We start from the raw sequence: 13,227 nt of genomic DNA, 5'->3' as shown, positions 1-13,227 counted from the left end.
ATGCAGCCCCGCATTCATCACCTGCTCGAAGACCGCGCGGCCCGCACGCCGGACGCGGTGTTCCTCCACGAACCCGATGGCACCACCACCTATGGCGCGTTGCAGGCCATGGTCGAGACCGCCGCGAACGACCTGCTCGCCGCCGGCGTGCGGCCGACCGACCGCGTGCTGCTGGTGGCCGAGAACTGCGCCGCCCACATCGCGCTGCTGCTGGCCTGCAGCCGCGTGGGCGCGTGGTCGTGCGGCGTCAACGCGCGCATGTCGCCGGGCGAGATCGCCGCCATCGCCGAGCGCGCCGACGCGCGCCTGTGTGGCTTCACCACCGACGCGTCCGACGCGGCGCGCACGCATGCGCAGCGCGCGTCGGCCGTGCCGGCCACGCTGCCCGGCGTGATGTTGACCGCCGCGCGCGCCGACGCCCGCCCCGAGCCCGACCCGGCACTGGCCGATGCCGCCGCGATCATCTTCACCTCGGGCACCTCGGGCACGCCCAAGGGCGTGATGGTGTCGCACCGCGGGCTGCTGCACTTCGGCCGCGTGTCGGCGGCGGTGCGCGCGCTCGACACGCGCGACCGCGTCTACGCCTTCCTGCCGATGACCCACATCTTCGGCATCGGCACCGTGCTGATGGCCGCACTCACGGGCGGGGCCGCGCTGGTGCTGCGCGGCAGCTTCTCGCCGGCCGACATGCTCGAGGCGCTGGCGCACGGGCAGGTGTCGAACCTGCTCGGGCCGCCGACCATGTACGCGCGGCTGCTGGCGCACATCGAGGCGCAGCAGCTGGCGCCGCGCTTTCCGAATTTGCGCTACGTGTACACCGGCTCCGCGCCGCTCGATCCGGCGCTCAAGCAGCGCGTGGAGCGGCTGTTCGGCCAGCCGCTGCACTACGGCTACGGCCTGTCGGAGTACGCGGGCTCGGTGTTTCTCACGCGCACCGAGGCGCCACGCGCCGACACCTCGGCCGGCTACGTGGTCGAGGGCGGCGAGGGGCGCATCGTCACGCCCGAGGGCACGGAGGCTGCACCCGGCGACAGCGGCGAGATCTGGCTGCGCGGCCCGGGCCTGATGCTGGGCTACTTCCGCGACGCGGCCGCCACCGCGCAGGTGATGCGCCCCGGCGGCTGGTACGCCACCGGCGACCTCGGCCGCTTCGACGCCGACGGCGCGCTGTTCGTGGTGGGGCGGCTGAAGGAAATGATCATCCGCTCGGGCTTCAACGTGTACCCGGCCGAGGTCGAGGCGGTGATCGGGCGCTTCGCCGGCGTGCACCTGTGCGCCGTGGTCGGCGTGCCCGAGGCCGACGGCAACGAGCAGATCGTCGCCTTCGTCGAGCTGAACCCGGGCGCGGTGCTCGACGAGGCGGCGCTGCGCGCCCACCTGGCCGAGCACCTGTCGCCCTACAAGCGGCCGGCGCGCATCGAGGTGATCGACGCGATGCCGACCACTGCCAACGGCAAGCTGCTCAAGCGGGAACTGCAATCACGGGCCCGGCAGCCCTGAGGTCAGAGGGCAGGTCGCCGATGACGCTGCGGCGGCCCTTCTGCGTGTCCATGTACTCGCGCATGCGGGCGATGCGGCCCTCGCGCAGCTCGAGGATGAAGCAGTAGTCGTTGTCGTAGGGCCGGCCGCTGGCGAGCGTCGCCTGCAGGTGCATCTCCAGCACCACGGTGTCGCCGTCGCAGAGCAGGTGGGTGAAGTCCACCGACACGTCGGCCACGAACAGCTTGGGAAACTCCTCGACCAGGAAGCGCACGATCGTCTGCGGCCCGATCATGTGGTCGGTGAAGCCCAGGGCCACGCCGGTGGCGTTGTCCTTGGGCGCCAGCCATTCGGCGTCGTCGGTGAAGGCGGCGCGCACGCGCTGGGGGTCGCGGCTGGCGAAGGCCTTCCAGGCGTCGACGACGGCGCGCTTGTTCTGCTCGGGGGTCATGGGGTGCGGCGGATGAAGTGAAGGAGCGGCGACGATAGGGGCGCCGCGTTGCGCCGGCCCGCTGCTTCCGGACATCTGCAACGCGCTCTCGGACTTATCCTGCAAGGAGCCGCGCTGCTGTCCGCCAGCCGATGCGCCGTGCAGGCCGCATCGTGGGAGCCTTCAACAAGGAATCCACGCCATGGCCGATGACCTGAGCAAGCGCGGACCGCAGGATGCGGCCCGCATCAATGTCAACGAACTCCACGAGGTTCGCTACTGGACCCAAACGCTGGGCGTGACCGAGGCGCAGCTGCGCTCGGCCGTCGCGGCCGCCGGGGTCGAGGTGAAGGACGTGCGCACCTACCTCGGCAAACCCTGAGCGCGCGCTGCAGGTGCGGCCCGGCGGGCAGGGCGCGCGTAGGCAGGCTCCTACAGCCGCGGCGCGGAGCGGGGCCGATACTCGTGGCCTTGTTCCCGCCTTCAGGAATTCTGCCTTGACCGTGCTCCCTGCCGCCTCTCGTCCCACGGGCCGCGCGCCCTTGCGGGCCGCTGCGCCGCGATGAAGTCGTCTCCCAGCGCCCGCAGCTGGATTGCGGCCGGCGTGCGCCACGAGCTGCTCACGCGCGCCCTGCCGGCGCTGCGGCACGACATGACGGCGCCCGTCTCGGTGATCCGCATGGCGGTGCTGATGCTCAAGCGCCAGGTGGCGGCCGACCCCGTCGACCCCGCGGCCTGCGAGGAGCGGGTGAACCTCATCGACAGCCAGGTGTCCGAGCTGGTGGCCGCGATCCGCTCGCTGCGCGACTGGGAACTGGCCACCACCGACGACGGCATCACGCGCAGCGCGCTGGTGGCGCAGTGCATGACGCTGATGCGCTCGGCCTTCGACCTGCACGGTGTGGCGCTCGAGGTCGACGAGGCGCTCGCCGCCCCGCAGGACGACGAGCCGCGCTGGCCCAATGCCGCCGCGCTGCGCTACCTGTTCCTGGGCGCGCTGGGCTACCTGCACGACGGTGCGGACGAGGCCGGCACCATCCGCATCGAGCCCGACGGCACCGACGCGCTGCGCCTGCACGCCCGGGTGCGCGAGGCCGGCGGCGCGAACGCGGTGCTCGACGCCCACCGCGCGCCGCGCGCCCTGGCCATCGACACCGTGGCGCTGCAGAACCTGGCCGAAGACCTCGGCTACGCCGTGCTGCTCGACGCCGACACCGTGCGCTTCGCCCTCGCGGCGGGCTGAGACGTCCGCAGGAAGGCGAGCAATCGCCGCTCCGCCGCCACCAGGCCGCGCGCCGGGCCGGCCGTGGTGGCACGGGCCGCGATCTTCTCCAGCAAAGTGCCCGTCGCCGCCGTGTCGTCCTCGCGCGCCAGCGCCTCGCCCAGCGCCAGCACGGCCGGGTGCACGTAGGCCTTCTTGCAGACCGCCGGCGTGTTGCCGAGCTGCCGCGCCACGGCCGCGAGGATGTCCCTGGCGCCGGGCCGGCGCTCGCCCTCCCAGGCACAGGCCAGCCGCGTGAGCTCCAGCGCCTGCACCGTGCCGTGCCAGGTGCGGAAGTCCTTGGCGGTGAAGCGCTCGCCTTCGCCCTTGCCTGTGTCGGTGGCGTCGGCGATGTAGTCGTTCACGTCGTTGGACGACACGCCGCGCACCTCGCCCGCTTCGTCCGTGTACTGGAACAGCGCCTGCCCCGGCAGCTGCTGGCACTGGCGCACCACGCGGGCCACGCGCGGGTCGTCGACGCGCGCCTCGTGCGCCACGCCGCTCTTGCCGCGAAAGCGCAGCCGCAGCGCCGAGCCCTGCACCGCCGCGTGGCGGTTGCGCAGCGTGGTGAGGCCGAACGAGCCGTTGCTGCTGGCGTAGGCCTCGTTGCCCACGCGCAGCAGCGTGGTGTCGAGCAGGCGCACCAGCGTGGCGATCACCTGAGCGCGACCGGGTGTCTTGGTGCCCGTGCGCAGGTCGCGCGCCACGCGGGCGCGCAAACGGGGCAGGGCACGCCCGAAGGCCGCGAGGCGCTCGAACTTGGTGCCGTCCTGCAGCGCACGCCAGTCGGGGTGGTAGCGGTACTGCGTGCGGCCGCGCGCGTCCAGGCCCGTGGCCTGCAGGTGGCCCTGCGGCAGCGGGCAGATCCACACCTCGGTGTAGGCCGGCGGAATGGCCAGGCTGCGGATGCGCGCGAGCGCGTCGGCATCGCGCAGCCAGCGGCCGTGCGCGTCGCGGTAGCGAAAGCCGTCGCCCCACTTCAGCCGGCGGATGCCCGGCATGCCGGGGTTCACGTAGACCAGCCCGCCGGCCAGCGCTGAGGTGGCAGCCGGCGCGGGCCGGCATGGGGTTTGCATCGAAGGCATGACATCGCGCTTGTGCCAGCATCGACAATCGTGCGGTGTAGGACGCCGCACGCTGTTGCCGAGGCGCGCTTTCCTTTCCTTCCTTCTCTTCGGATTCCACCCATGTCCCTCCTGAACTCCTGTCGCTTCTCCCTGGGCAGCCGCGGCCTGGCGCTGTGCGGCGCCGTGCTGCTCGCCACGGCCTGTGCCTCCACCTCGCCCACGGCCGACACGCGCGCCGCTGCCGCCGCCCCCACCGGTGCCCCCGTCAAGGTGAAGGTGTTCGTGGCCGCCATGTTCGAGATCGGCCAGAACACCGGCGACCGCGCCGGCGAGTTCCAGCACTGGTACGAGCGCTACTGGAAGGGCGCGACGCCCGTGGCCGTGCCCGGCGCGCTGCAGCCCGTGTACTGCAACGCCGACGGCGTGTGCGGCGCGGTGCTGGGCATGGGCAAGGTCAACTCGTCGTCGTCGATGCAGGCCATCCTGCTGAACCCGAAGTTCGACTTCTCGCAGGCCTACTACGTGATCTCCGGCGTGGCCGGCACGCCGCCCCAGCGCGGCACCATCGGCGAGGTGAGCTGGGCCACATGGCTGGTCGACTACGACCTCGGCCACCGCTGGGCCCCCGAAGAGAACAAGCCCGGCGAACCCACCTTCATGCCGCGCAAGGGCTACGAGGAGTACCGCCGCTTCAAGCTCAACCCCGACCTCGTCGGCTGGGCCATGAAGCTGTCGGCCGACACGCCGCTCAAGGACGCGGAATCGGCGCGCAAGTACCGCCTGCGCTACCCCGACGCCGCCGCGCGCCGCGCCCCCTTCGTGGGCACCGGCACGCACATGACGGGCGACACCTTCTTCCACGGCCCCGGCATGTCGAAGCAGGCGCAGTACATCGCCAAGCTGTATGGCGCCGACGACTACGTGATCACCGAAATGGAAGCCGCCGCCATCACCCTCGTGATCAAGCGCACCCATGGCACCGACCGCGTGATGAGCCTGCGCGGCGCGGTCAACTTCGACCAGGGCAACCCGAAGGAAAGCACGCTGCAGCACCTGGACCCGGCACCGGGCGAGACGGCGGGCGGCTTTGCCGAGACGGTGGAGAACATCGCGCTGGTCGGTACGCGCGTGGTCGACCACATCGTGAAGAACTGGCCCACCTGGTCGGCAGGCGTGCCCAAGCCCTGAAGATCGTCAGGGCTGCAGCACGGGCTGCAGGTGCCACGTCACGTTGAAGTCGAAGGGCGTCCAGCGGCTCACCGTGACGCCGGCCTGGCGCAGGCCGCGGCCGGTCCAGGTGTTGCAGGTCTCGAACAGGTGGTAGCTGCCCTGGGCTTCGTAGAAGGCATCGTCGCTCGCGTAGTGCGCGCCCGCGATCGGCGTCGCACGGCCTGAAGGCAGCGTGGCGCGCACGTAGGCCACGAGCTGCGCGTACTGCGGCTGCGAGAGCGGCAGCTTGTAGGCCCCGCGCCGCAACTGCGCGCGCTGCAGGTAGGTCACGTGCAGCAGCGAGCGATTGCCACCCGACAGCGCCCCGAAGGCGCGCGCGGCCGTCAGGTCGCCCCAGGTAGGTGTGTGCAGGTAGAACTCGCGGTCGCCCCAGCCGATGGCGACGAACTCGGCATCGGGCGGCGGTGCCTTGAAGTCGGACAGCGGAAAGAGCTGCAGCCAGTCGACCGTGGCCGAGCGGACCGGAAACACCAGGTCGGTGTGCACGCCGTTGCTCAGCACCCAGGCCTCGACGGTCGCAGGCTCGGCCGGCGGTTTCGCGTTGGCCGGCAGGAAGACCAGCGCGCAAGCCACCGCCACATACAGCGTGATGGCGAGCAGCAGCCCCAGCAAGGTGAGGGCGATGCGTCTCAGCCAGCGTCGGATCATGGTGGTGTCAGAAGAGCGACGCCGTGGTCGCCACCGGCACCGCGCTGCGAGCGTTGCCAGCGGGCGCCAGCGCCTCGGGGCTCCCGGCCTTGGCCAGCGCGCCCACGCGCACGCCCAGGAGGCGCAGCGGCCGCTCCAGCGGCACGCGCTTCAAGCACTGGCCGCCGACCTGGCGGATGGTCTTGCCGTCGTCGGTGAAGCGGTCGATGGTCTGGTCGCGCGTGGCGATCTTGAAGTCGTCGTAGCGCAGCTTGATGCCGATGGTCTTGCCCACGTAGCCCTTGCGCTGCAGGTCTTCGGCCAGCTTCTCGCACAGGTGCGTGAAGATCGCGCCCAGCTCGGCGCGGTCGCGCACCGCGTGCAGGTCGCGCTCGAAGGTGGTCTCGCGGCTCATCGACACGGGCTCGCTCTCGGTCACCACGGGGCGGTTGTCGCGGCCCCAGGCCACCTCGTGCATCCACGCGCCCGTGGCCTTGCCGAAGGTGTCGATGAGCCAGCCGCGCTCGCGTGCCGCCAGCTGGCCCACGGTCTCGATGCCGAAGCGCTTGAGCTTCTCGTCGGCCTTGGGGCCGATGCCGTTCACCTTGCGGCAGGGCAGGGGCCAGATGCGGCTTTCGAGGTCGTGCTCGTAGACCACCGAGATGCCGTTGGGTTTCTCGAACTCGCTGGCCATCTTGGCGATGAGCTTGTTGGGCGCCACGCCGATCGAGCAGGTCAGGCCCGTGGCGTCGAAGATCGATTTCTGGATCAGCCGTGCCAGCGAGCGCCCGCCGTCGCGCTGGCCGCCGGGCACGTCGGTGAAGTCGATGTACACCTCGTCCACGCCGCGGTCTTCCATGAGCGGCGCGATGTCCAGGATCACCTGCTTGAAGGTGCGCGAGAAGCGCCGGTACTCGTCGAAATCGACCGGCAGGATCAGCGCCTGCGGGCACAGCTTGGCGGCCTTCATGAGCCCCATGGCCGAACCGATGCCGAACTGCCGCGCGGGGTAGGTGGCGGTGGTGATCACGCCGCGCCCCGTGTAGTCCTTCAGGCGCGGAAAGGCCTCGATCGGAATGTCGGCCAGCGTGGCGCCTTCGGGCAGTTCGCGGATCGCCTCGTCGACGCGGCGCCGTCCGCCGCCGATGACCACCGGCAGCCCCTTGAGCTGCGGGTAGCGCAGCAACTCGACGGACGCGTAGAACGCGTCCATGTCGAGGTGGGCAATGCGGCGGATCGGAGGGGCCGGGGGCGGCGCGGGCTGGAAACTCACGGTGACAATTGTCTCGCTCTCCGGGCATGTTCGCCCGCCCCCGTGTCGCGTGCAAGAATGCGGCGGAATTTCAATCCCCACGCAGGTGGTGAACGGAAAGGAATGCACGATGGGTGACGACGAGGTGGAAGGCGGCCTGTCGGTCGCGCTGACGCCGGTGCAGATGGCGGCGGTGCTCGGCGGCGAAGACGTGCCCGAGTCGGCCAGCCTCAGCAACCGGCTCTGGGGCACGGCGGCGCTGATCGGCGGCGTGATCGAACTGGTCGGCGCCGGCGTGCTGTGCGTGGCGCCCGAGCCCACCATGGCCAGCAAGGTCGGCTGCGTGGTGCTGGGCGCGCACGGCAGCGACGTCACCGCCACGGCCGCGCGCCAGATATGGACCGGCCAGACGCAGCGCACCGCCACCGCGCTCACCGCCGACGCCACCGCGCAGGCGCTGGGCGCCTCGCCCGAAACCGGCGCGCAGGTGGGGCTCGCGGTCGACGTGGCGGTGCCGCTCTTCGTGGCCGGCGGGCTGGCCGCATCGCGCGTCATCGCGGTGCGCGCGAGCCGCTTCAAGCTCGAGCCCGTGCGCCTCATCGAGCACGAGGGCATTGCGGGTTCGAAGGCCGGCGGCCACACCATCCGAGAGCACGTGGGCAAGTCGGCGCAGGAGCTGCTCGACCGCTTCGCGAAGAAGCCCAGCCTGCAGCGCTCGTCGTCGTTCTTCGACCTGGCCACCGCCGAGTCGGCCATCAGCCAGACCGTGCGCGCCAACGCACGGGCCATTCGCGCGTGGTCGCGCTCCGCGGCGGTGGGCTCCAAGCCCGTGGCCTTCGAGCACGACATCGGCACCGTGGTCGGCATCGGCGTGCAGCGCGGCAGCACTGCCGTGAGCCAGCTCACCAAGGTGCGCGTGACGCTGAACATGCGCACGTACAACGGCAAGCCGTTCTACATCCTCACCGCCCATCCGTTCTGATTTTTCCCCTACGACCCACGATGCGATTCGAACTGATCGACCACCTCACCAAGGTCTATTTCGGCCAGGACGCCGACATCCTCTTCGGCGAAACCGGCGCCGAGATCATGGCCTCGTACCGCGAGTCGAGCACCGAGGCCGAGCTGGCCGCATTGCGCGCCGAGATCGCCGACTACCTCGGTTCGCACGACGACCTCGAAGCGGCGTTTGCACGCGACTTCTCGCGCGACTACATCCCTGAAGATTTCGGCACGCCGGCGAAACAGTTTCTCGACAGCGTGCTGGCTGCGGTGCGCTGACGCTGCTCAGCGCGACTCGACCGTCACCAGCAGCGGCGAGTCGAACATCGCCACAGGCGAAATCACCGGCTCGTCCATGGGCACGGTGTCGCCGTAGCGCTCGCGCATCTTGGCGCGCACGGCCGGGTCGCCGAGGTTGAAGCTGCGAATCTTCTGCAGCTCGCCGATGCGCACGCCCAGCGCGCGGTCATAGAGCTTCCACACCAGTTCCGAGCAGTAGATGCGCGAATCCGACCATTCGAAGGTCAGGTCGTACGGGCGGCCCGCGAAGTCCGAGGTGCGCGCATGCAGGCGCGCCACGGCGCCGGGCGTGAGCCGCGTGCCGGCGTCGCGCAGCCGCTTCACCACGTAGTGGCCACCGTTGCCGCGCGCCGTCCATTGCGCCAGCGGCGTGTAGCGCACCGTCGAGACCGCCTCGAACACGTAGGGTTTGCCCTCTCGCAGCAGCACGATGCCCATGTGGCTGTAGCGCGAGCCCGTGGCGCGCTGCACGGCCAGGCTTTGCGCCGAGCGCGAGGTGTGGAAGATGATGTCGCCGTCCTTCAGTGCGGTGGCCGCATGGCCCGCGCCGGCTGTCAGGAGGGTGAAAAGGGCAGACAACGACGTGTAAAGGGCTTTCGACATGCAGGGCATTTTGCGGGATGCCGCTTGCGCCCCGCGGCATGCCGGTGCCATGATCCGCGCCATATGCAAACCGTCGCCTCCATCCTCTGGCGCAGGCTCGATGCACCGGGCCACGATGCCTGCCGCCTCGAACGCAATGCCTCGGCCTGGCAGCTCGACGGCGCCGCGGTGTTCCGCACCGAAGGCGGGCGCATCGCGCAACTGCACTACCGCGTGCGCTGCGACCTGCTCTGGCACACGCAATGGGGCACCGTGCGCGGCTGGCTCGGCGAGTCGGCCATCGACCTGTCGATCACGCGCGACGCGCGCGGCCACTGGAAGCTCAACGACGAAGCCGTGTCCGACATGTCGCACTGCGTCGACCTCGACCTGGGCTTCACCCCCGCCACCAACCTGCTGCAACTGCGCCGCCTGAACCTCGCGCCCGGCGAAAGCGCCGACGCACCGGCGGCCTGGGTGGACATCGAAGACGGCGGGCTCAGCGAGCTGATGCAGCGCTACGAGCGGCGCGGCGAGGGCACGTATGCGTATGAAGCCAAGCGCTTCGACTATGCGGAGGTGCTGGGCGTCACGGCGGATGGGTTCGTGAGCGACTATCCGCGGCTCTGGCGCGCGGAGGACTGACGCGTTGTTTGGAGTTGTCGGGCGCTGCGCCTGAACGCGGCGGCATGGGCCTTTTGAGTTTCGCCTTCAATGCAGCCACCGTGGTGCTGCTGATGTTCGGCGTCCTGGTTCTCGGCGTCGTGCTCTTTGGCGTCCGGGAGGTGCTGGCGGGGTGGATGGGCACTTCGCGGGCCGCCGACCGTTTTCGCAAGGTCACGAGCTACTTCACGTGGGGGACCTGCATTGCCGCGCTGGTGGGCGGCTTTGTTCTCTACGTGACGCGCGGGTCCGACCCCGCGGAACTTGAGCGAGGCATGGCCAAGCTCTTCACCTACCCGTCCAACCGCATCCGCATTGAACTGAACGCTGTCAGTGACGCGCAGCGCCAGGAATTGGTGCGCGCACTGCAGCCGCTGCTGAAGAGCACATCGCGCGAGTTCTACCAACGCGTCACCACGCGCCGCGGCGGTTACGACGTTGAGGCGACGCTGCCGAGCTACTACCGCCTGACCGCCGATCGCCTGGAGATCGCCACGGGCGAGAGCTTCGGCAACGGCAGGACGATGCCCGTGCTGTTCCCGCAGGTGCTGGCGCACGCGGCCAACGCCGCCACCGTGCCGACGCTGCCTGCCGCGATCGACGCGCAGATCGTGGCGGGTGACCAGGCACCGGTCCCGTTGTCGCTGGTGTCGAAGACCGCCGAGCTGATGGTGCTCACGCGCCAGACGCTGCGGGGCACGCAACCCTTGCCCGCGCCCTGCCTGATGGCGATCCAGGCGCAGGTGCCCACCGATCACTTCGAGTGGCTCTTCGGGGCCGACCGGAACGGCCTGGGCAAGGATGTGCGCTTGCAGGTGAACGCCGTGCCCGGCGTGCTGCCGGCCGGCACGTACGAACTGCGGCAGCTGACGCTGCTGGGCTCCGAGCGCCGGCGCGTGCTCTGGGAGCGCGCCGCCGCGCAGGGGCATGTCGCCGTGCAGCTGGGCCTGGCACCTGTCGGCCTGCGCGAGAGCCCCGGCTGCGAGGCTCGGCTGCTCAAGCAGCTCGACCGCGCATGGACCGTGATGGCGTTGCGCAACGTGTCGCCCGCACTGGCCAGCGCGGTGAAGCAGGTCGACATCGAACAGCGCCCGTCACGCTTCAGCCCCTGGTACGCGGGCTTCGGCTGGGTGGCCGCGCAGCCTTAGTCGAACTGCGCGCGCGCCCCCGCCACCAGCGCGCGGTTGCGCCGCCGGTCTGCCGCAATCTCCTGCGCGAAGTCTTCGAGGCTCCCGCCGGCCGGCAGGTTGTAGGCCTCGCGCAGGCGCGCGCGCAGCGGGTCGCCTTGCAGCAGGCGGTTGATCTCGGCGTTGAGGCGCTGTACCACCGCCGCCGGCGTGCGCGCGGGCGCGAAAACGCCGAAGAGTGAATCGCGGTTCGCCTTCTCGTAGCCCAGCTCCGCGAGCGTGGGCACCGCAGGCAAGGCTTCGATGCGCGCGGGCGCGCCGACTGCCAGCGCCTGCAGCCGGCCGCCTTCGATGTACTGCAGCTGCTGCGCCGCGACGTTGGTCGACAGCACCTCGAACTGGCCGCTCAGCGCATCATTGAGTTGCGGGCCGCCGCCTTGATAGGGGATGTGCGTGATGTCGGTGCGGCTTTGCAGGCGCACCTGCGCGAGCACCATGTGGCCGATGGTGGCCACGCCCGAGGTGGCCCAGCGCACCGCGCCGGGCTGGCGGCGCGCCAGCGCGATCAACTCTGCAAAGCCGCGGCCCGCGAAGGCCGGCGTGCCCACGACCAGCACCGGCGTGCGCATCACGCTCGCCACGGGCACGAAGGCGCGCAGCGGGTCGTAGGGCGCGCGCGCGAGCAGCGGGTGCAGGGTGAGCGGGCTGATGGCGGAAAAGGCCAGCGTATGGCCGTCGGGCGTGGCGCGTGCGAGTGCGTCCATGCCCAGGCTGCCACCTGCGCCGGCGCGGTGTTCGATGAGCACCGGCACGCCCAGCGACTGCGCCAGTGGCTCGGCCAGCGCGCGCGCCATGCCATCGCTCACGCCGCCCGGCGGGTAGACCACGATCAGGCGCACGGGGCGATGGGGCCAAGGCAGGGCAGCGTGCGACAGGTGCGGCAACGCGCACACGGCAGCGAACCCGGCGCGTTGCAGGAAATGGCGGCGCAACAGCGGCACGGTCATGCGGCAGCGTTCCCCTCGGCCAACCCGCGCAGCAGCGCCGCGAAGTGCCGCGCCGGCAGGTTGTCTTCGTCGGCGCGTGACACCAGCGTGAGCGGCGCATCGAGCTGGCCGCCGTCGGCCAGTCGCGTGTAGGCGATGGCGTGCGCGTGCACGCCGGTCATCGAGGTCGGCACCACCGACAGGCCGACGCCCGAGGCCACGAGGTTCAGGTTGGTCATCATGCGATCGACTTCGGCCACCACGCGCGGGCGCAGGCCCTGCGCGTGGCACAGCGCGAGCAGCTCGGCATAGAGGCCGGGCGCGCCCGGGCGGCGCACGAGGATGATGCCCTCTTCGCAGAGTTTCGACAGCGGCAGCGGCAGCGGCTTCGCGGGCTTCTTGCCATTTGCGGCAGGCGCGAAGCGGTGATCGCTCGGCATCGCGACCCACACGGGCTCGCGCAGCAGCGTCTCGAACACCAGGCCCTCGGGCCGCGCCACGGGCACGCGCAGCAGGCCGCAGTGCAACCGGCCCGCGGCCAGCGCCTCGGTGAGCTCGGCGGCGTTGTCTTCGCGCAGCTGCAGCTCCACGCCGGGGTGCGCGCGGCGAAAGGCGCGCAGCGCCTCGGGCATGAAGCGGTGCGCGGCGGCCGAGCTGGTGAAGCCGACCGCCAGCGTGCCGGTCTGGCCCTGGGCCACGCGCGCCATGCGCTGCTTCATGGCCTCCATGTCCTGCAGCATGCGCAGCGCCTCGGCCTGGAACAGCCGGCCGGCGTCGGTGAGCGCCACGCCGCGCGGATGGCGCTTGAACAGCAGCACGCCCAGCTCGCGCTCCAGCGCCTTGATCTGCAGGCTCAGCGGCGGCTGCTGGATGCCCAGCTGCTCGGCGGCGCGCGTCATGTGGCCGGTGCCGGCCACGGCCACGAAGTACCTCAGGGCGCGTATGTCCATATGTTTTTTGTATTGAATATGCCTTGTTATTTTATTTGACCCTAGGTCACACGGAATCTATCGTCCGGCCGCCCCTTCAAACAAGCCGCCCGCCGAGGCGGCATGCCGGAGACAAATCCATGCGCACACCGCGCCCTGCCTCGAAGTTTCGTGTCGTCGTTGCGCTGATCGGCGCGTCGTTGGTCCTGGCCGCCTGCGGTGGTGGCAGCGGAGGTGGAGGAGGAAGCCCCGGCTTCTTCCTGCCGACCCCGCCGCCCGCCAGCGGCGACAC

At 70.8% G+C, this 13,227-nt stretch carries 15 protein-coding genes; 8 read left to right on the top strand and 7 right to left on the bottom strand.

All coding sequences use genetic code 11. The features are described from left to right. On the top strand, positions 1-1,500 hold the full coding sequence (locus tag AC3WQR_RS28610; RefSeq protein WP_492745302.1) for a class I adenylate-forming enzyme family protein: 1,500 nt from the start codon (positions 1-3) through the stop codon (positions 1,498-1,500). Here the strand turns inward: AC3WQR_RS28610 and AC3WQR_RS28605 are convergent. Then, a complete protein-coding gene (locus tag AC3WQR_RS28605) occupies positions 1,463-1,930 on the bottom strand; it encodes a nuclear transport factor 2 family protein (RefSeq protein ID WP_492745298.1) in 468 nt (155 codons plus the stop codon). The two genes, AC3WQR_RS28610 and AC3WQR_RS28605, sit on opposite strands and share 38 nt — an antisense overlap. A 181-nt stretch (positions 1,931-2,111) precedes the next feature. Between AC3WQR_RS28605 and AC3WQR_RS28600 the strand changes: the two genes are divergently transcribed. Then, a complete protein-coding gene (locus AC3WQR_RS28600; protein ID WP_062477985.1) occupies positions 2,112-2,291 on the top strand; it encodes a DUF3606 domain-containing protein in 180 nt (59 codons plus the stop codon). Positions 2,292-2,471: 180 nt separating this feature from the next. Next, positions 2,472-3,152, top strand: coding sequence for a hypothetical protein (locus tag AC3WQR_RS28595; RefSeq protein ID WP_095746526.1), 681 nt, complete (start codon positions 2,472-2,474; stop codon positions 3,150-3,152). Here AC3WQR_RS28595 and AC3WQR_RS28590 read toward each other — a convergent pair. Beyond that, on the bottom strand, positions 3,098-4,255 hold the full coding sequence (locus AC3WQR_RS28590; RefSeq protein ID WP_492745296.1) for a DNA topoisomerase IB: 1,158 nt from the start codon (positions 4,253-4,255) through the stop codon (positions 3,098-3,100). The two genes, AC3WQR_RS28595 and AC3WQR_RS28590, sit on opposite strands and share 55 nt — an antisense overlap. Positions 4,256-4,357: 102 nt before the next feature. On the opposite strand from AC3WQR_RS28590, the gene AC3WQR_RS28585 reads away from it, so the two are divergent. Next, positions 4,358-5,425: a purine-nucleoside phosphorylase gene (locus AC3WQR_RS28585; protein ID WP_492745294.1), complete on the top strand. Its 1,068-nt coding sequence runs from the start codon at positions 4,358-4,360 to the stop codon at positions 5,423-5,425. 6 nt (positions 5,426-5,431) lie between these two features. Here AC3WQR_RS28585 and AC3WQR_RS28580 read toward each other — a convergent pair whose 3' ends face one another. After that, positions 5,432-6,115 carry a TIGR02117 family protein gene (locus AC3WQR_RS28580; RefSeq protein WP_492745292.1) on the bottom strand — a complete coding sequence of 228 codons (684 nt, stop codon included), beginning with the start codon at positions 6,113-6,115 and terminating at the stop codon, positions 5,432-5,434. Between the two features lie 7 nt (positions 6,116-6,122). Then, a complete protein-coding gene (dinB, locus tag AC3WQR_RS28575; RefSeq protein ID WP_492745325.1) occupies positions 6,123-7,307 on the bottom strand; it encodes a DNA polymerase IV in 1,185 nt (394 codons plus the stop codon). Between the two features lie 169 nt (positions 7,308-7,476). Here dinB and AC3WQR_RS28570 point away from each other — a divergent pair, with 169 nt between their 5' ends. Together AC3WQR_RS28570 and AC3WQR_RS28565 are read left to right on the top strand one after the other, a co-directional pair. Next, positions 7,477-8,328, top strand: coding sequence for an RNase A-like domain-containing protein (locus tag AC3WQR_RS28570; RefSeq protein WP_062477997.1), 852 nt, complete (start codon positions 7,477-7,479; stop codon positions 8,326-8,328). 20 nt (positions 8,329-8,348) lie between these two features. Next, a complete protein-coding gene (locus AC3WQR_RS28565) occupies positions 8,349-8,627 on the top strand; it encodes a contact-dependent growth inhibition system immunity protein (RefSeq protein WP_095949631.1) in 279 nt (92 codons plus the stop codon). A 6-nt stretch (positions 8,628-8,633) separates the two neighbouring features. On the opposite strand, the gene AC3WQR_RS28560 is transcribed toward AC3WQR_RS28565, so the two are convergent. Then, the gene (locus AC3WQR_RS28560) at positions 8,634-9,251 is read right to left on the bottom strand and encodes a YiiX family permuted papain-like enzyme (RefSeq protein WP_492745289.1); all 618 of its coding nucleotides are present in this window, start codon (positions 9,249-9,251) and stop codon (positions 8,634-8,636) included. Positions 9,252-9,314: 63 nt separating this feature from the next. Between AC3WQR_RS28560 and AC3WQR_RS28555 the strand changes: the two genes are divergently transcribed. Then, the gene (locus AC3WQR_RS28555) at positions 9,315-9,875 is read left to right on the top strand and encodes a putative glycolipid-binding domain-containing protein (protein WP_062478000.1); all 561 of its coding nucleotides are present in this window, start codon (positions 9,315-9,317) and stop codon (positions 9,873-9,875) included. Positions 9,876-9,919: 44 nt separating this feature from the next. Then, positions 9,920-11,041: a hypothetical protein gene (locus AC3WQR_RS28550; protein ID WP_492745287.1), complete on the top strand. Its 1,122-nt coding sequence runs from the start codon at positions 9,920-9,922 to the stop codon at positions 11,039-11,041. On the opposite strand, the gene AC3WQR_RS28545 is transcribed toward AC3WQR_RS28550, so the two are convergent. Continuing rightward, positions 11,038-12,027 (bottom strand): Bug family tripartite tricarboxylate transporter substrate binding protein, encoded by a 990-nt coding sequence (locus tag AC3WQR_RS28545; protein WP_492745285.1) that lies wholly within the window; start codon positions 12,025-12,027, stop codon positions 11,038-11,040. The two genes, AC3WQR_RS28550 and AC3WQR_RS28545, sit on opposite strands and share 4 nt — an antisense overlap. Continuing rightward, positions 12,024-12,956, bottom strand: coding sequence for a LysR family transcriptional regulator (locus AC3WQR_RS28540; RefSeq protein WP_492745283.1), 933 nt, complete (start codon positions 12,954-12,956; stop codon positions 12,024-12,026). Before AC3WQR_RS28540 ends, AC3WQR_RS28545 begins: the two co-directional genes overlap by 4 nt. Positions 12,957-13,227 lie beyond the last annotated feature (271 nt).

This window comes from Variovorax sp. FW305-3-2-15-B-LB1 (assembly GCF_058787635.1).
Note: the sequence above shows the minus strand (reverse complement) of the source record. Positions and strands in the feature narration are given on the sequence as shown.